We start from the raw sequence: 18045 nt of genomic DNA on the forward strand, positions 1-18045 counted from the left end.
AAATCGTCAACAGGGCGCTAACCGACCGAAAATTATGGAACCGGCATCCGGCCGCCGCCGCCACGCCGCATCGACAGCGCATTCCCGGACCGCCACTTAGCGGATTGACCGGCGGCCCGGCCCGGCCGAAAGACGCGGCATGCGTTTCTTCTCCGACAATGCCGCCCCTGTTTCCGATGCCGTGCTGGCCGCGATGGCGGCGGCCAACGCGGCGGACGCCGCCTATGACGGCGATGCGCTGAGCTGCCGGCTGGACGATGCGTTCAGCGATCTTTTCGAAACGCGGGTCGCGGCGCTCTGGGTGGCGACGGGGACGGCGGCGAATTCGCTGGCGCTGGGCGCGCTCTGCCCGCCGTGGCGCGGCGTCGTCTGCCATCGCGACGCGCATATCAACAATGACGAGGCGGGCGCGCCGGAATTCTTCACCCACGGCGCCAAGCTGATGCCGGCGGACGGCGCCGGCGCGAAGCTGATGCCGGAGGCGATAGCTGCGGTGATCGATCTGATCGCCGACGATGTGCACCGGGTGCAGCCGGCGGCGATATCGATCACCAACGCCACCGAATATGGGCTGGTCTATACGCCGGACGAGGTGGCCGCGATCGGCGCGCTCGCCCGTGCGCGGGGGCTGGGCCTGCACATGGACGGCGCGCGCTTCGCCAATGCCGTCGCCTCCGTCGGCTGCGCGCCGGCCGACGTGACGTGGCGGGCGGGCGTGGACGTGCTGAGCTTCGGCTTCGTCAAGAATGGCGGCATGTCCGCCGAGGCGCTCGTCTTCTTCCGGCCGGAACTGGCGGCCGAGGTCGCGATACGGCGCAAGCGGGCAGGGCATCTGCTTTCCAAGGGGCGCTATCTGGCGGCGCAGATCCATGCCCTGCTGGCGGACGATCTGTGGCTAGCGCACGGACGGGCGGCCAATGACGCCGCCGCGCGTATCGCCAGGGGCGCGGGCGCGGCGCGGCTGGTTCACCCGGTGCAGGCCAACGAGATATTCGTCCGGCTGAGCGAGGCGGAGGCCGCGGCCTTGAGGGCGCAGGGCTTCGGCTTTCATGACTGGGCGCCGGGCGAGGCGCGGTTCGTGACGAGCTGGAACCAGGCGGAAGGCGAGGTGGACGCGCTCGCCGCCGCGCTCGCCGCGCTGTGAGCGAGGCGCCGCTCAGCCCCGCCACCCAGGCCCGGGTGTTCCTGCCGCTGGCGGTGGTGACGCTGGTGTGGAGCTCCACCTGGCTGGTGATCCGCGACCAGATCGCGCTGGTGCCGCCTACATGGTCCGTCGCCTATCGCTTCGCGGTGGGGGCCATGGCGATGATGGCCTATGCCGCCGTCACGAAGCAGACATTGCGGCTGACGCGCGAGGGCTGGCGGATGGCCATCGCGGTGGGGATCACCCAGTTCGTCCTCAACTTCAACTTCGTCTACCGCGCCGAACATTATGTGACGTCGGGGCTGGTGGCGGTGGTGTTCGCCCTGCTGGTCGTCCCCAATGCCATATTGGGCCGGATATTCCTGGGGCAGGGATTGAGCGGGCGGTTCGTCGCCGGATCGGTGGTGGCGGGGCTGGGCATCGCCATGCTGTTCATCCACGAGCTTGCGGCCGGCGGCGCCGGCCAGGCGGCGGTGGCGGCGGGCATCGGCTTCACCCTGATGGCGATCATGAGCGCGTCCACCGCCAACGTCCTGCAGGCCACAGAGACGGCCAAGCGGCAGCCGATGGTGGCGGTGCTGGCCTGGGCGATGGCGATCGGATCGGGCCTGAACATGCTGATCGCGCTGGCGACCGTCGGCCCGCCCATGTTCGATCCCCGGCCGGCTTATGCGCTGGGCACGCTCTATCTGGGGGTGATCGGATCGGCGCTCACCTTCCCGCTCTATTTCGGGGTGGTCCGCGCGATCGGGCCGGCGCGGGCGGCTTATTCCAGCGTGGTGATCCCGGTGCTGGCCATGGGGCTTTCCACCATCTTCGAAGGCTATCGCTGGAGCGCGCTGCCCGCGGCCGGCGGGCTGCTGACGCTGGCGGGGCTGGTGATCGCGCTCAAGGCGCGCAGCCCGGCCCGATAATCGGGGAAGGCCGGCCGCCAGCCGAGCAGCCGCTTCGCCCTGCCGTTCGCCACCCGGCGGCTTTCGGCATAGAAAGCGCGCGCGGCCGGCGACAGGCCGGCCTGACCCAAAGTCAGGAGCGGCGGCAGCGGGCGGCCCAGCAGAGCGCACGCATATTCGACGACGGCGTTCTGGGGGGCGGGCAGGTCGTCCGCGATATTGTAGATGCCGGCCGGGCCGCGATCCATGCTGGCGACGAGGGCCGATGCGATATCGGCGACATGGATGCGGCTGAAGATCTGGCCGGGAAGCGCGATGCGATGGGCCTGGCCGGCGGCCACGCGATCGAGCGCGGAGCGGCCGGGGCCGTAGATTCCGGGCAGGCGGAAGATGCGGGTTTCGGGATGGAGCGCGCGCCATGCCGCATCCGCCGCCGACCGCGCCGTTCGCCGTCCGCCGCCGATGGGCGCGCTTTCATCCACCCAAGCGCCGCCGCTGTCGCCATAGACGCCGGTGGAGGAAAGATAGCCGATCCAGCCCGCCGGGGCCTGGGCCAGCGCATCGCCGTGGCGGGCGAGCACCGGATCGGCATCCCCGTCCGGCGGGACGGTGGAGAGGATGTGGGTGGCCGCCGCGATCGCGGCGCCGGCATCGCCGATCCCGTCGCGGCCGACCATCGTGATGGACCAGCCGCGCGGCGCGAGGGCGGCCGCGACATGGCGGGCGGTATAGCCGGGGCCGAAGATCAGCAGGCGGGACATGGATGATCCTTGGCCCGTTTCCCGGCCGGCAGGCAAGCGGGCGTTTCGGTGCCGGTGAAGGCTGGCATCGGCGGGCGGCACGGCGTAAACCTATGGACATGCTCGATGCCCAGAACGCCGCCGCGGCGCCGCCGCCCGTCATCCACCGTGAGGATTACCGGCCGCCCGATTGGCTGGTGCCCGATATCGCGCTGGATTTCACGCTCGATCCCGCCGCGACGCGAGTGAAGGCGCGGTTGAGCGTGACCCGCAACGGTGTGCATCAGCGGCCGCTCAGGCTGGACGGCGACGGGCTGACGCCGGTCGCGGTGCGCATCGATGGCGAGCCGCAGGCCGATGCCTGGCGGATGGACGGCCCGGCCCTGCTGATCGACCTGCCCGGCGACGCGCATGAGATCGAGACCGAGGTGGAGATCGCGCCCGAGGCCAATTCCCAGCTGATGGGGCTTTATGCCTCGGGTGGGAACCTGTGCACCCAGTGCGAGCCGGAGGGCTTCCGCCGCATCACCTTCTTCCCCGACCGGCCGGACGTGCTGAGCCGCTATGTCGTGCGGATGGAGGCGGACAAGGCGCGCTATCCGGTGCTGCTTTCCAACGGCGACCGCACCGGCGGCGGCGATCTGCCGGGCGGGCGGCACTGGGCGGAATGGCGCGATCCCTTCTTCAAGCCGACCTATCTCTTCGCGCTGGTGGCGGCCGACCTCGTCGCCAACCGCGACAGCTTCGCCACCCGATCGGGCAAGCAGGTGGAGCTTGCCATCTGGGTGAAGCCGGACGATCTGCCGCGCACCGAACATGCCATGGCCGCGCTGAAGGCATCGATGGCCTGGGACGAGAAGGTCTATGGCCGCGAATATGACCTTGGCGAATTCAACATCGTCGCGGTCGCCGACTTCAACTTCGGTGCGATGGAGAACAAAAGCCTCAACATCTTCAATTCGCGCTACATCCTGGCCGATCCCGATACGGCGACGGACGTGGATTACGACAATGTCGCGGGCGTGGTGGCGCACGAATATTTCCACAACTGGTCCGGCAACCGCGTCACCTGCCGGGATTGGTTCCAGCTTTCGCTGAAGGAAGGCTTCACCGTCTTCCGCGACCAGAGCTTCTCCGCCGATCAGGGATCGGCCGCGGTGAAGCGGATCGAGGACGTCCGCGCGCTCCGCGCCGCGCAATTCCCCGAGGATGCCGGCCCGCTGGCCCATCCGATCCGGCCCGAAAGCTATATCGAGATTTCGAACTTCTACACGGCGACCGTCTACAACAAGGGCGCCGAGGTGATCCGCATGCTCCACACCATATTGGGGCCGGAGAAGTTTCGCGCGGGTTCGGACCTCTATTTCGAGCGGCATGACGGGCAGGCGGCGACCTGCGAGGATTTTGTGACCGCGATGGAGGACGCATCCGGCGTCGACCTCACCCGGTTCCGCCTGTGGTATTCGCAGGCCGGCACGCCGCGCGTGCGGGCGACGCTGACGCACGAGCCGGCCGGCGGACAGGCGCGGCTGACCCTGGAGCAGGAAGTGCCGCCGACGCCGGGGCAGCCCGCCAAGCAGCCGATGCCGATCCCGCTGCGCGTGGCGCTTTACGGCGAGATGACCGGCGAGGTCTTCGGCGGCGAGCGGCTGGTGATGCTGGAGGACCAGCATCAGGAGATATTGTTCGAAGGCATCGGCGAGCGGCCCATCCTGTCGATCAATCGCGGCTTTTCCGCGCCGGTGACGGTGGTTTCCGAACGATCGGCCGCCGACCTCGCCTTCCTTTCCGCGCGCGACGACGATCCCTTCGCCCGATATGAGGCGATGCAGCAGCTGATGGTGGATACGCTGGTGGGCGCCGTCGCCAGGGGATCGGCGGATCACCGGCCGGTGATCGATGCCGTGCAGGATACGCTGCGCAATTCGGCGCTGGATGCGGCCTTCATCGCCGAGGCGGTGCTGCTGCCGAGCGAATCCTTCATCGGCGACCAGATGGCGAAGGTCGATCCCGTTGCCATCCATGCCGCGCGCGAGGCGCTGCGCCGCGACCTGGGGCAGGAGCTGGAGGACGAATGGCGCGCCTCCTACGCCAAGACCCACGCCAACCGTTACGAATATACGCCGGCGGCCAAGGGGCTGCGGCGGCTGAAGACGGTGGCGCTGGGCTATCTGGCGGCGAGCGGCGCGGAGGATGCGGCGATCATCGCCCATCGCCAGTTCCGCGATGCCGACAACATGACCGACCGGCAGGGCGCGCTGGCGACGCTGGCCAACAGCCCCTGGCCCGAGCGGGACGAGGCGCTGGCGGCCTTTTACGATCGCTATCGCGACAACGGCCTCGTCATCGACAAATGGTTCACGACGCAGGCACTGTCCACCCGCGACGATACGGTCGACGCGGTGGAAAAGCTGGCGAAGCACCCCGATTTCACCCTGGCCAACCCCAATCGCATCCGCGCGCTGGTGGGGGCCTTCTCGGTGAACCAGAAGGCGTTCAACGATGCATCCGGGCGTGGATACCGCTTCCTGGCCGATATGGTGCTGGCGGTGGACAAGCTGAACCCGCAGACGGCGGCGAAGCTGGTGCCGCCGCTGGGCCGCTGGCGGCGGTTCGACGAGGGCCGCGCCGCGCTGATGCGCAAGGAACTGGAACGGATCGTGGCGACACCGGGGCTGTCGAAGGACGTGTTCGAGCAGGCGTCCAAGAGCCTCGGCTGACTGGACGGCCGCCGGCGCGGGTCAGCCCGCCTGGCGGTCGTCCGGTTTCCTCCGGCGGTGCGGCACCCAGCCTTCCGGGTCCGGGTGGATCAGGATTTCCACGCCCGGAAATTCCGCGCGGAGGCGATCCTCCACCTCCTCCATCACGCGATGGGCCTCGGCGATCGTCATGTCCGGGGCGACATCGGCGTGGAACTGCACGAAATCGCGCGCGCCGCTGGTGCGGGTGCGCAGATCGTGGATGCCGCGCAGCTCCGGGTGGCGGGCGGCGATCGCCAGGAATTGCGCGCGCCGCTCCTCCGGCCATTCCTTGTCCATGAGCTGGTCGATCGCGGCGACAGCCGATCCCCAGGCGCCCCATGCCAGCCACGCGGCGATCAGCACGCCGAAGGCGGGATCGGCGCCGGCGATGCCGAGATATTGATCCAGCACGAGGGCGACGATCACCGATCCGTTCAGCAGCAGATCGGACTGGTAGTGAACATTGTCCGCCCGGATCGCGATGCTGCCGGTCTGCGCCAGCACGCGCCGCTGGTAGCTGATGAGGAGGCTCGTCACGGCCAGCGCCAGCAGCGATACGCCGATGCCATATTCGGCATGGGCGCCGTGCCGTCCGTCGATCAGCCGGGTGACGGCCTGCCAGCCGATCGCGGTGGCGGAAACGGTGATGAGCGCGACCTGGAACAGGGCCGCCAGCGCTTCCGCCTTGCCGTGGCCGAAGCGATGATCGTCATCGGCCGGGACGGCGGCGACGCGCACGCCCCACAAGGTGACGAGCGAGGCGAAGAGATCGAGTCCGGTATCCGCGAGCGAGCCCAGCATCGCCACCGAATCGGTGCGCGCGGCGGCATAGCCCTTGAGGACGAGCAGGAAGCAGGCGGTGGCGACGCTGGCGATCGCCGCCCGCTGGGCGAGCGGGATCGCCTTCACGGATAGAGCATGCCCGTGGTCCAGCCGTCGCCGGTGCGGGTATAGACCAGGCGCTCATGCAGGCGGTGGGGCCTGTCCTGCCAGAATTCGATCCGTTCGGCCGCGACGCGGAAGCCGGACCAATGCGGCGGGCGGGGAACGTCCTGCCCTTCGAAGCGGGCGGCCATCGCTTCGTAGCGCGCCTCGAACGTCTCGCGATCGGCGAGCGGGCGGGACTGGTCCGACGCCCAGGCGCCGAGCTGCGAATCGCGGCTGCGGGTGGCGAAATAGGCGTCCCCCTCGACATCGCTGACGCGGGAGACATGGCCCTCGATGCGGATCTGGCGGCGCAGCGATTTCCAGTGGAACAGCAGCGCGGCCCTGGGGGTGGCGATCAGCTCGCCCGCCTTGCGGCTTTCGAGGTTGGTGTAGAAAACGAAGCCGCGATCGTCATGCCCTTTCAGCAGCACCATGCGCAGCGACGGCTGCCCGTCCGGCCCGACGGTGGCGACCGCCATGGCGTTGGCATCGTTGGGCTCGCTGGCGCGCGCTTCGGCGAACCAGGCATCGAACAGGGCGAAAGGATCGCGAGATGGCTGCATCATCCGCCCGCCTTAATCGGAATCGGGCCGTAACGGAATGATCCTGCCCGTCCGGGCGAGGCGTTTGCGCGGATCGGCGTTCAGGCGGCCTGCGGACGGGGCCGCGCGCGCCTGATCCATCCCCCGGCGAGGCCGAAGCCCGCCACCATCATCGCCCAGCTTGCCGGTTCGGGAACGGCGCTGATGGTATAACTGTAGCGGACGCCGAGCATGTCGGGCGCGGCATCGCCGGACGTGACCCCGATCGACCGGATCGTCCCGGTGGCGCGCCCCGCCTGGTGATGCGCGCCATAGGACATGGCGAACGATCCGCCCTTGAGGCCGGCGGCATCCACCGCCGCCGGGAAATGGCCGTCGAAGCTGCCGGGGACGAACAAGGCGGACGCGCCGAAGGTTTCGAACGTTTCGCCTTCGCCCGCCTGGAAGGAGAAATCGAGGCGATCGGCCTGCGCATAGGCCGAATGGAAGATCATTCCGATCGAGCCGAAGTCGATCGATGAAAAGCTTTCGCCCACGCCATCATCAAGCACCCAATCGGTGTCGATGTCCGCCGTCAGCGTCGCCAATCCGCGAAAAGGCACGAAGGCATTGAGATCATAATCGAAGTTTTCGCCGGAAATCGCGAAAGTGAGGTCGTAATGAAGATAGCGTGCCGCGTTCGCGGGTGCCGCCGCACAGCATAAGGCGACCAATAACAACGCTTTGCGCATCAGTCGATTCCCCCGATATTCGGCTTCCATTAACCACAATTATTACCCCGCGCCAATCCTCTCGCGCGGGCGGCTCCGCTTTTTGCCGCGCTGCCGCAAACCGGCCTTGAAACCGGGCGGTTATCCGACGATCCTGCGACGACGGTGAAGCGGCAACGGGCCTGGCGGCCGTTCGGCTGGATGCGGAGACGTGGGGACGATGGCGCAATTGCCGGGCTTGCCGACATGGGGCGAGGGATGGATGGCATCCTATCTGCCGCGCGCGACCGGCGGCGACGTGCTGCGCGGCGATGCCGGCCGGGGGGGGCGCTGGTGGCATCGCCTGCTGGAAGGCATGGCCCAGCTTGCCGACGGCAATCTGAACCAGGTGCAGGATCGCGTGGCCCGGCAGGTGGCCGAGATCGGCATGGCGTTCCGCCTGCCCGGCGAGGCGCATGAGCGGCCCTGGCCGCTTTCCGCCATGCCGTTGCTGATGGGCGAGGACGAATGGCGCGGCCTCGCGCGCGGCATCGCCCAGCGGGCGGAGCTGCTGGAAGCGATACTGGACGACATGTTCGGCGCGCAGGCCCTGTTTCGGGACGAGGCGCTGCCTGCGCTTCTCGCCGCCGGCAGCCCGCATTTCTGGCGGACGATGATCGGCGTCGATCCGCCGGGCGGACGGCGGCTGCATACCCTGGCGGTCGATCTCGGCCGCGGGCCGGACGGCGAATGGCGCGTCCTGGCCGACTATGCCCGCGTGCCGGCCGGCGCCGGCTATGCGCTGGAAAACCGCATGGCGGCATCGCGGGTGATGGGGACGCTCTACACCCGGCTCAACATCGTCCGGCTCGCGCCCTTCTTCTCCGATTTTCGCGAAGGGCTGGCGGCCGCCTGCCGCCGCGCCGATCCGCGCATCGGCCTGCTGACGCCGGGGCGCTTCACCCAGAGCTATCCCGAGCAGGCCCACCTCGCGCGCTATCTGGGTTTCCTGCTGGTGGAGGGCGAGGACCTCGCCGTGCGGGAGAACCAGCTCTACGTCCGCACCATCGAGGGGCTGAAGCGGATCGACGCGCTGTGGCGGCGGATGGACACGCGCTTCATCGACCCGCTGGCCTTCGACGCGCAATCGGCGATCGGCGTTCCCGGCCTGATGGATGCGATGACGGCGGGCAACACCGTGGTGCTGAACGCGCCGGGCGCCGGCGTGATCGAATCGCCCGCGCTTTCGGCCTTCCTGCCGGCATTGGCGCGGCGGCTGACCGGCGAGCCGCTGCGCCTGCCCAATATCGCGACCTGGTGGTGCGGGCAGGATCGCGAGCGGGCCTATGTGCTCGCCCATTTCAACGACCTGCTGATCGCACCCGCCTTCGGGCGCGCGCCGCAGGGCCTGCCGGATGGGCGGCCGGTGATCGGCGGCGAGCTGGGCGGTGCGGCGCGGGCGGTGCTGATGGAAGGCATCGCCCGGCGCCCGCAGGATTATGTGGGGCAGGAACTGGTCCACCTTTCGACCATGCCGGCGCTGGCCGATGCGATGCTGGTGCCTCGCCCCTTCATTCTGCGCCTGTTCGCCGCCCGCGACGGGCATGGCGAATGGACGGTGATGCCCGGCGGCTTCGCGCGGCTGGGTCAGGAGCATGACATACGCGCCGCCGGGATCGGGGAGGGGACGCTTTCCGCCGATGTCTGCGTGGTGGCGGACCGGCCGGTGGATGCGGTGACGCTGATGCCGCAGAAGGTGGCGATCCGGCGCAATCCGGGCACCTTGCCCAGCCGCGCGGCGGACAATCTGTTCTGGCTGGGCCGCTATCTGGAACGCGGCGAGGCGACCTTGCGCCTCGTGCGCGCCATGCTGGGCGGCAGCATCGACGTGGATGGCGGCGCGGCGCTGCTGCAGGGCACGATGGACCGGCTGCGCGGGCTGCTCGTCGCGTCCGGCGCGGTATCCGCCGGCGGCGACGGGGCCGCGGATGTGCGGGCGCTGGCCCTGGAGGCGCTCGACGGCGGCGGCCTCGCCTCGGTCCGCGCCCTGCTCGCCACGGTGCGGTCGATCGGCGAGGGCACGCGCGACCGGCTTTCCGCCGATGTCTGGCGGCTGATCGATACGCCGGTGCCGGCGGGCGGCGATGCCGGAGCGGCCGATATCCTGATCCGCGCCACCGCGTTGCAGGAGCGCTTCTCGGCGCTGGCCGGGCTGGCGGCGGAGAATATGGGGCGGACGGCGGCCTGGCGGTTCCACGATGTCGGCCGGCGGATCGAGCGGGGGCTGGCGGTGTGCCGGCTGCTCAGGACCTTCGCCTCGGACGAAGCCTCCTCCGACGATCTCACCACTTTATTGGACCTCACGGACAGCCAGATCAGCTATCGCGCGCGCTACATGACCGGCATGTCGCTGGCGCCGGTGCGCGACCTGGTGGCGCTCGATCCGTTCAATCCGCGATCGCTGGCCTTCCAGGTGGAGGTGATCGGCGAGCATCTGAAGGCGCTGCCGGCGCTGCGCGACGACGGCATGGCGGAGGAGCAGCAGTTGCTGGCGATCGAGCTGGGCGGGCTGGTAGCGCTGGCCAAGGCCGAGGCGCTCGGCCCCAATGCGGTGATGGCGCTGGAGAACCGGCTGCTGACCTTGTCGGACGCGATCGGGCGGCGTTATTTCCTGCAGGGCAGCGAGACGCTGCGCGCATCGGGCATGATCCTGGCGTGATGCGCTATGCCGTCACGCACCGCACGCGGTTCGGCTATGACAGCCCGGTCCGCTTCGCGCGCTGCAATTTGCGGCTGGAGCCGATCGCCTGGGACGGCCAGCAGCTCGAGACGCACAGGCTGGAGATCACGCCGCGCCCCCGCCTGTCGTCCGCGCGATCGGGGGGCTATCCGGTCAATGCGATGCGGATGGTGGTGGATCATGCCGCGAACGAGCTGGTGATCGAAAGCCGGTTCCGCATGCGGGTGGACCGGATCGCCCCCGAGCCGCGCGCCGACGATCCCGATCTGGTGACGGTGACGGCGGTGGCGCGCAATTCGGGCGATCTTTCGGCCGTGGGGCCGGCCAATTACCTTTCCGCCTCGCCGATGATCGGGCTGGAGCGCGAGATCGCCGATTGGGCCGCCGCCGATCTGGCGCCGGGCCGGGGCGTGGTGGAGGCGGGCTATGCGCTCGCGCAGCGCATCCATGACGAGTTCCGATATGACGGCAGCGCGACCCTGGCCGATACCCCGCCGATCGACGCCTTCCGCGCGCGGCATGGCGTGTGCCAGGATTTCGCCCAGATCATGATCGCGGCGCTGCGCGGCCACGGCCTGCCGGCGGCCTATGTCAGCGGCTATATCCGCACCATCCCGCCGCCGGGCCAGTCCCGGCTGGTGGGGGCGGACGCCACCCATGCCTGGGTGCTGATCTGGTGCGGGCCGGGGCGCGGCTGGCTGGGCTTCGATCCCACCAACGCCTGCGGCATGGGCAGCGACCATATCGTCACCGCCATCGGCCGCGATTATGGGGACGTATCGCCGATCGACGGCATCTTCCTGGGGCAGGGCGCGCAGCAGATCGATGTTTCGGTGGATGTAGAGCCGCTGGAGGAATGAAGGCGGGATGGCGCGGCAACCCGCAAGCGCGGCCGCCGGGCATCAGGGCATGATGCCGATGCGCCGGGAACCATGGCTTATCCGCGCAATTCGCGGCGAATATTTTTCCCTTGCGGGAACCGGACACAGCGCACATCTCCTATGTTGCATTTCAGCAACAGTTGGTGCCGGCGCGCGGCCGGCGTAACGAGTGGACATGGCGGACCTATATTCGAAGCTGGGCGTGGCCCGTGGTGCAAGCGAGGCCGAGATCAAGAAGGCCTATCGCAAGCTGGCCAAGGAACTGCATCCCGACCGCAACAAGGACAAGCCCGACGCGGCCGACAGGTTCGCGGAGGTGACGGCCGCCTACGACCTGCTTTCCGACAAGGACAAGCGCGCCCAATATGATCGCGGCGAGATAGACGAGCAGGGCAATCCGCGCGGCTTCTACGGCGGCGGTTTCGGCGGCGCCGGCACGGGCGGCGGCCATGGCGGCGGCTTTGGCGGCTTTGCCGGCGAGGGCGCGGATTTCGGCGATATCTTCGAAGGCCTGTTCGGCGGCCAGCGGGGCAGGGGCGGCGGCGGTTTCGGCGGTTTCGGCGGCGCGCGGCGCCAGCCGGCCAAGGGCGCCAACATCGCCTATCGCCTGGCCGTGCCGTTCGAGGACGCGGCCGCGCTGAAGCCCCAGCGGGTGACGCTGGCGGACGGCAAGACGATCGACGTCAAGCTGCCGGCGGGCGTGGAGAACGGCACGCAGATGCGGCTGGCCGGCAAGGGCGAGGCCGGCCCCGGCGGCGCGGGCGACGCGATCGTGACCGTGGAGATCAAGCCCCACCGCTTCTTCACCCGCGAGGGCGACGACGTGCGGCTGGACCTGCCGATCACCATCGACGAGGCGGTGCTGGGCGGCAAGGTGCGCGTGCCCACCGTCGACGGGCCGGTGATGATGAACATCCCCAAGGGATCGACATCGGGCAAGGTGCTGCGGCTGGGCGGCAAGGGCTTCACCCGCAAGGATGGATCGCGCGGCAACCAGCTCGTCACCCTGCTGGTCGATCTGCCGCTGGGCGATCCGGATCTGGAAGCCTTTATCGAGGGTTGGAAGGGGAAGGGACGCAACCCGCGACTGGCCTTGGGGGTTTGACCCCCGATAAAGCCGAATAGCGAAAGGGCGGAAACTTGCAGGATGCCTCTCCAGAGTCGCCGGAAGCCCGCGCGCTGCGGCCGGCATGGGAAAGGCAGCTCGATCGCGTCCGACCCGGCACCCGCCCTTTCGAGATCGCTCGCCGGGTGATCGTGGGCGTCTATTCGGACGGGTTCATCCACGCCGGCAACCTGGCCTATCTGTCGCTGTTGGCGCTGTTCCCCTTCTTCATCATCCTCGCCGCGCTGGCCCAGATGCTGGGGCGCGAGCCCGACGTGCAGGCGGCCGTCGCCACCTTCCTGAGCACGCTGCCGCCCACGGTGGAAAATCTGCTGCGCAAGCCGATCACCGACGTGCTGGTGGCGCGCGGCACCGGATCGCTCCTCTGGCTGGGCGCGATCGTCGGCCTGTGGACGGTGGGCAGCTTCATCGAGACGATTCGCGATATCCTGCGCCGGGCCTATGGCACGCCTTATTCCAAGGCCTTCTGGCATTACCGGCTGGGATCGATCGGGATCATCATCGTTTCAGTGATTGCCACGCTGGTCGCCTTTTCCATGCAGGTGCTGCTGACGGCGGCCGAGGAGTTCGTCGGCCGGCTGCTGCCCTTCGCGGACAAGGCGATGCTGTGGATCGGCATCTCGCGCATCGCCCCGCTCGTGCTGATGGCGCTGGCGCTCTACTGGCTGATCTATTCGCTCACCCCGTCCAAATATCGCTTCGCGCCCTGCCCGAAATGGCCGGGCGCGCTGTTCGTCACGCTCTGGTGGATCGGGGTGACGATGGCGCTGCCCCGCGTGCTGGGCCTGCTGGGCGGATATGACCTGACTTATGGCGGCCTGGCGGGCACGATCATCACCCTCTTGTTCTTCTGGCTGGTGGGATTCGGGCTGGTAATCGGCGCGAACATCAACGCAGCACTGGCGGAAACGCCCGAACCGGCGGTAAAGGGGCCTGCGTCACAAGGCTGATGGAGTTAGAATGACAGGCCTGATGGAAGGAAAGAGGGGGCTCATCATGGGCCTCGCCAACGATCGGTCGCTCGCCTGGGGCATCGCCAAGGCGCTGCGCGCGCAGGGCGCCGAGCTGGCCTTCAGCTATCAGGGCGAGGCGCTGGAGCGCCGCGTGCGCCCGCTGGCGGAAGAATTGGGATCGGATTTCCTGATCGATTGCGATGTGGGCGACATGGCCGCGCTCGACACCGCATTCGAAACGCTGGCGGCGCGCTGGCCGACGATCGATTTCGTCGTCCATGCCATCGGCTTTTCGGACAAGAACGAGCTGCGCGGCAAATATGTCGACACCAGCCTCGATAATTTCCTGCTGACGATGAACATATCGGCCTTCAGCCTCGTCGCCGTCACCAAGCGGGCGCGGCCGATGATGCCGAACGGCGGATCGATCCTGACGCTCAGCTATTACGGCGCCGAGAAGGTGGTTCCCCATTATAACGTCATGGGCGTGGCCAAGGCGGCGCTGGAAACGTCGGTGAAATATCTGGCGATGGATCTGGGGCCGGAGAATATCCGCGTCAACGCCATCTCCGCCGGGCCGATCAAGACGCTGGCGGCCTCCGGCATCGGCGATTTCCGCTACATCCTGAAGTGGAACGAGCTGAATTCGCCGCTGCGCCGCAACGTGACGATCGAGGATGTGGGCGGCGCCGGCCTCTACATGCTGTCCGACCTCGCGAGCGGCGTGACCGGCGAAATCCACCATGTCGATGCCGGTTACAACGTGATCGGCATGAAGGCCGAGGACGCGCCGGACATCGCGCTTTCGTGAAGTGCAGCCCTCTCCCTTCGGGGAGGGGGCCGGGGAGGGGGCCGGCGGGGTGGCCCATCTTCCGTTCCAACAGCGGGCGGACTTCCCCTCTCCCAACCCTCCCCCCGGAGGGGAGAGGGCTTTTGCAGATGTCGTTCAACAGCTTCGGCCGCGTTTTCCGTTTCACCACCTGGGGGGAATCCCACGGGCCGGCGCTGGGCGCGGTGGTGGACGGCTGCCCGCCGGGGCTGTCGCTCGACGAAGCCGATATCCAGCCCTGGCTCGACAAACGCCGGCCGGGCACCTCGCGCTTCACCACGCAGCGGCAGGAGCCCGATCGGGTCCGCATCCTGTCCGGCGTGTTCGAAGGCCGCACCACCGGCACGCCGATCAGCCTGATGATCGAGAATGTGGACCAGCGGTCGAAGGATTATTCCGAGGTCGCGCTCGCCTATCGGCCGGGCCATGCCGATTATGCCTATGATGCCAAATACGGCTTCCGCGACTATCGCGGCGGCGGCCGTTCCTCCGCGCGGGAAACCGCCGCGCGGGTGGCGGCGGGCGCGGTGGCGCGGGCAGTGATCCCCGAGGTCCGCATCCGCGCCTATCTGGTCGAGCTGGGCGGCGACGCCATCGATCGCGCGGCGTTCGACGATGCCGAGATCGATCGCAATCCCTTCTTCTGCCCCGATACCGCCGCGGCGGCGCGCTGGGAGGAGATCGTCGACGGCGCGCGCAAGGCGGGATCGTCCGTGGGTGCGATCGTCGAATGCGTGGCGGATGGATTGCCGGCGGGCTGGGGCGCGCCGCTCTACGCCAAGCTGGATAGCGAGCTGGCGGCGGCCTGCATGTCGATCAATGCCGTGAAGGGCGTGGAGATCGGCGACGGCTTCGATGCCGCGCGGCTGACCGGGGAGACCAATGCCGATCCGATGCGCCCCGGCCCGGACGGCAAGCCCATTTTCCTCGCCAACCATGCCGGCGGCGTGGCGGGCGGCATTTCCACCGGCCAGCCGCTGGTGCTGCGCGTGGCGCTGAAGCCCACATCCTCGATCCTGACGCCGGTGGAGACGATCGGGCGGGACGGGCAGGCGGCGGACATCCGCACCAAGGGCCGCCACGACCCCTGCGTCGGTATCCGCGCGGCGCCGGTGGTGGAAGCGATGGTGGCGCTCGTGCTGGCCGACCAGAAGCTGCTCCACCGCGCCCAGTGCGGCTGACGGGGCGGGCGTTTCCGATCGATCAGGGGCGGCGATCGCAGCACGGTGCGCCGCCCTCCTTCAGCCACGGCGCGTCGAACCGGGCGCGCTGGAGCGGCTCGAAGGGGGAGGCCGCCTGATCGAGAATGGCGGCAAGCCGCGCGGTGAGGCCGGCGTGGGCGCGCGAGCGGAGCGGCTGGGTGCAGTCACCGGACATCTTATGATCCTTTGCTGGTCGAAGGCATCCTGAAGATGGGGTTTCGCTTGAGGAAAGACCAATCAGAACAGCGGCGGTTTCCATAAGGACAGCTTATCCATGGGCCATGCCCGGCCGGATCGCGCCGGGGTGAAATGCGCCCTCGCATGAGCGGATCGGCGCTGCTATCCCTGCGCCATGACCGCATCCGCCGAGCCGCTCGACCAGATCATCGAAGCCCCGTTCGACAGCGCCCTTTCCGACCGATATCTCGTCTATGCGCTGTCCACGATCACGGCCCGTTCGCTTCCCGACGTCCGCGACGGGCTGAAGCCGGTCCATCGCCGGCTGCTGTGGGCGATGCGGCTGCTCAGGCTCGATCCGCAGGCCGCCTACAAGAAATGCGCCCGCGTCGTCGGCGACACGATCGGCAAATATCATCCGCATGGCGACCAGTCCGTCTATGACGCGATGGTGCGGCTGGCGCAGGATTTCTCGCTGCGTTACCCGCTGGTCGATGGGCAGGGCAATTTCGGCAATATCGACGGCGATAACGCCGCCGCCTACCGCTATACCGAGGCCCGGCTGGCGCCGCCCGCCATCGACCTGATGGCCGGGCTGGACGAAGGCACCGTCGATTTCCGCGCCACCTATAATGGCGAGGAGGAGGAGCCGGAGGTCTTCCCCGGCCTGTTCCCCAACCTGCTGGCCAATGGCGCGAGCGGCATCGCGGTGGGCATGGCGACATCGATCCCTTCGCATAACGTGGCCGAGCTGATCGACGCCGCGACCCTGCTGATCGACCAGCCCGACGCGCCGGACAGCGAGCTGATGCAGTTCGTGAAGGGGCCGGATTTCCCGACCGGCGGCGTGATCGTGGACGGGCCGGCGACGATCGCCGAGGCCTATCTGACCGGGCGGGGCAGCTTCCGCGTGCGGGCGCGCTGGTCGATCGAGGATCAGGGGCGCGGCACCTGGACGGCGGTGATCCACGAAATCCCCTACCAGACGCCCAAGGCCAAGCTGATCGAAGAGATCGCGGCCCTCATCAACGACAAGAAGCTGCCGATCCTGGCCGACGTCCGCGACGAATCGGACGAGGTCGTGCGCATCGTGCTGGAGCCGCGCGCCCGCACCGTCGATCCGCAGGTGCTGATGGACAGCCTGTTCCGGCTGACCGCGCTCGAATCGCGGGTGTCGCTGAACCTCAACGTCCTCGATGCCCAGCGCACGCCGCGGGTGATGAGCCTGAAGCAGGTGCTGGCCGCCTGGCTGGAGCATCAGTTCGAGGTGCTCGTCCGCCGATCACGGCATCGGCTGGCCAAGATCGACGACCGGATCGAGCTGCTCGACGGTTATCTGATCACCTATCTGAACCTCGATCGCGTGATCCAGATCATCCGCGAGGAGGACGAGCCGAAGCCCGTGCTGATGGCGGAGTTCGAGCTTTCGGACCGGCAGGCCGAGGCGATCCTCAACATGCGGCTCAGGTCTCTGCGCAAGCTGGAGGAGATGGAGCTGAAGCGCGAGCGCGACGCGCTGGACGAGGAGCGCAAGGGCTTGGCCGCGCTGATCGACAGCCCGGCGCGCCAGCGCACGCGGATGAAGAAGGACCTGGCGAAGCTGCGCGAGCGCTACGGCCCGGAAACCGATATCGGCCGCCGCCGCACGCTGATCGAGGAAGCGGCGCCCGCGCGCGAGATTCCGCTTGAGGCGATGATCGAGCGCGAGCCGATCACCGTGATCCTTTCCCAGCGCGGCTGGATCCGCGCGATGAAGGGGCATAGCGACCTGGGATCGGCCGACGCGCTGAAATTCAAGGAAGGGGACGGCCCGCTCTTCGCCTTCCACGCCCAGACGACGGACAAGCTGCTGCTGGCGACCGAGACCGGCCGTTTCTACACGCTGGCCGCCGACAAGCTGCCCGGCGGGCGCGGCTTCGGCGAGCCGGTGCGGCTGATGGTGGACCTGGAGAGCGAGGCGCCGCCCGTGGCGCTGCTGCCGGCGAGCGCGGGCGCGCGCCTGCTGCTGGCGTCGTCCGACGGGCGCGGCTTCCTGGGCATCACGGCGGACATCGTGGCCGAGACCCGCAAGGGCAAGCAGGTGATGAACCTGCGCCCCGGCGCGAAGCTGCGCGTCGTCCGCGCGGTGCCGGCGGACGCGGACTATATGGCCGTGATCGGCGAGAACCGGAAGCTGGTGGTGTTCCCCATCCGCGAGATGCCGGAAATGGCGCGCGGGGCGGGCGTGCAATTGCAGCGTTATCGCGACGGTGGCCTTTCCGACGCGCTGGCCTTCCGCTTCGAGGAGGGCCTGAGCTGGGCCATGGGCGGCGAGACCGGGCGGACGCGGACGGAAAGCGACATGACCCCCTGGCGCACCGCGCGGGGCGCGGGCGGGCGGATGCCGCCGATCGGCTTCCCGCGCGACAATCGCTTCGGAAGTTGATACAAGTCACGGAAATCGCGCGATAGGAAGCGTTGC

15 protein-coding genes are annotated in these 18045 nt (G+C 68.6%); 10 read left to right on the forward strand and 5 right to left on the reverse strand.

The window, feature by feature from the left end; all coding sequences use genetic code 11:
* Window positions 1-139: 139 nt before the first annotated feature.
* Together BHE75_RS05670 and BHE75_RS05675 are read left to right on the forward strand one after the other, a co-directional pair.
* Window positions 140-1144 carry a threonine aldolase family protein gene (locus BHE75_RS05670; protein ID WP_070933020.1) on the forward strand — a complete coding sequence of 335 codons (1005 nt, stop codon included), beginning with the start codon at window positions 140-142 and terminating at the stop codon, window positions 1142-1144.
* Window positions 1141-2058, forward strand: a complete 918-nt coding sequence (locus BHE75_RS05675) for a DMT family transporter (RefSeq protein WP_015459720.1) — start codon at window positions 1141-1143, stop codon at window positions 2056-2058. The genes BHE75_RS05670 and BHE75_RS05675 overlap by 4 nt, the downstream gene beginning before the upstream one ends.
* Here the strand turns inward: BHE75_RS05675 and BHE75_RS05680 are convergent.
* Window positions 1968-2798: an NAD(P)-dependent oxidoreductase gene (locus BHE75_RS05680; RefSeq protein WP_070933022.1), complete on the reverse strand. Its 831-nt coding sequence runs from the start codon at window positions 2796-2798 to the stop codon at window positions 1968-1970. The two genes, BHE75_RS05675 and BHE75_RS05680, sit on opposite strands and share 91 nt — an antisense overlap.
* A gap of 98 nt (window positions 2799-2896) precedes the next feature.
* On the opposite strand from BHE75_RS05680, the gene pepN reads away from it, so the two are divergent.
* On the forward strand, window positions 2897-5497 hold the full coding sequence (gene pepN / locus BHE75_RS05685) for an aminopeptidase N (RefSeq protein WP_070935534.1): 2601 nt from the start codon (window positions 2897-2899) through the stop codon (window positions 5495-5497).
* Window positions 5498-5518: 21 nt separating this feature from the next.
* Here the strand turns inward: pepN and BHE75_RS05690 are convergent, their stop codons facing one another.
* The 3 genes from BHE75_RS05690 to BHE75_RS24875 all read right to left on the reverse strand — a co-directional run bounded on the left by BHE75_RS05690 (window position 5519) and on the right by BHE75_RS24875 (window position 7718).
* Window positions 5519-6427, reverse strand: a complete 909-nt coding sequence (locus BHE75_RS05690; RefSeq protein ID WP_070933024.1) for a cation diffusion facilitator family transporter — start codon at window positions 6425-6427, stop codon at window positions 5519-5521.
* Window positions 6424-7011, reverse strand: a complete 588-nt coding sequence (gene pdxH, locus BHE75_RS05695; protein WP_015459724.1) for a pyridoxamine 5'-phosphate oxidase — start codon at window positions 7009-7011, stop codon at window positions 6424-6426. The genes BHE75_RS05690 and pdxH overlap by 4 nt, the downstream gene beginning before the upstream one ends.
* 77 nt (window positions 7012-7088) lie before the next feature.
* Window positions 7089-7718, reverse strand: coding sequence for a PEPxxWA-CTERM sorting domain-containing protein (locus BHE75_RS24875; protein WP_254684366.1), 630 nt, complete (start codon window positions 7716-7718; stop codon window positions 7089-7091).
* Between the two features lie 241 nt (window positions 7719-7959).
* On the opposite strand from BHE75_RS24875, the gene BHE75_RS05705 reads away from it, so the two are divergent.
* From BHE75_RS05705 to aroC, 6 genes are all read left to right on the forward strand, one after another.
* On the forward strand, window positions 7960-10395 hold the full coding sequence (locus BHE75_RS05705; RefSeq protein WP_254684367.1) for a circularly permuted type 2 ATP-grasp protein: 2436 nt from the start codon (window positions 7960-7962) through the stop codon (window positions 10393-10395).
* Window positions 10395-11276 (forward strand): transglutaminase family protein, encoded by an 882-nt coding sequence (locus BHE75_RS05710; protein ID WP_070933029.1) that lies wholly within the window; start codon window positions 10395-10397, stop codon window positions 11274-11276. The genes BHE75_RS05705 and BHE75_RS05710 overlap by 1 nt, the downstream gene beginning before the upstream one ends.
* Window positions 11277-11472: 196 nt before the next feature.
* Window positions 11473-12402 (forward strand): DnaJ C-terminal domain-containing protein, encoded by a 930-nt coding sequence (locus tag BHE75_RS05715; protein ID WP_015459728.1) that lies wholly within the window; start codon window positions 11473-11475, stop codon window positions 12400-12402.
* Between the two features lie 35 nt (window positions 12403-12437).
* The gene (locus BHE75_RS05720) at window positions 12438-13373 is read left to right on the forward strand and encodes a YihY/virulence factor BrkB family protein (RefSeq protein WP_015459729.1); all 936 of its coding nucleotides are present in this window, start codon (window positions 12438-12440) and stop codon (window positions 13371-13373) included.
* A 10-nt stretch (window positions 13374-13383) separates the two neighbouring features.
* Window positions 13384-14187 carry an enoyl-ACP reductase FabI gene (fabI, locus tag BHE75_RS05725; RefSeq protein WP_015459730.1) on the forward strand — a complete coding sequence of 268 codons (804 nt, stop codon included), beginning with the start codon at window positions 13384-13386 and terminating at the stop codon, window positions 14185-14187.
* A 128-nt stretch (window positions 14188-14315) separates the two neighbouring features.
* The gene (aroC, locus tag BHE75_RS05730) at window positions 14316-15386 is read left to right on the forward strand and encodes a chorismate synthase (RefSeq protein ID WP_070933031.1); all 1071 of its coding nucleotides are present in this window, start codon (window positions 14316-14318) and stop codon (window positions 15384-15386) included.
* Window positions 15387-15408: 22 nt separating this feature from the next.
* On the opposite strand, the gene BHE75_RS24390 is transcribed toward aroC, so the two are convergent.
* On the reverse strand, window positions 15409-15582 hold the full coding sequence (locus BHE75_RS24390; protein ID WP_191225150.1) for a hypothetical protein: 174 nt from the start codon (window positions 15580-15582) through the stop codon (window positions 15409-15411).
* 177 nt (window positions 15583-15759) lie between these two features.
* Between BHE75_RS24390 and parC the strand changes: the two genes are divergently transcribed.
* Window positions 15760-18009: a DNA topoisomerase IV subunit A gene (parC, locus tag BHE75_RS05735; RefSeq protein ID WP_070933033.1), complete on the forward strand. Its 2250-nt coding sequence runs from the start codon at window positions 15760-15762 to the stop codon at window positions 18007-18009.
* Window positions 18010-18045: the final 36 nt, after the last annotated feature.

Source organism: Edaphosphingomonas haloaromaticamans, assembly GCF_001853345.1.
GTDB lineage: Bacteria > Pseudomonadota > Alphaproteobacteria > Sphingomonadales > Sphingomonadaceae > Sphingomonas_E > Sphingomonas_E fennica.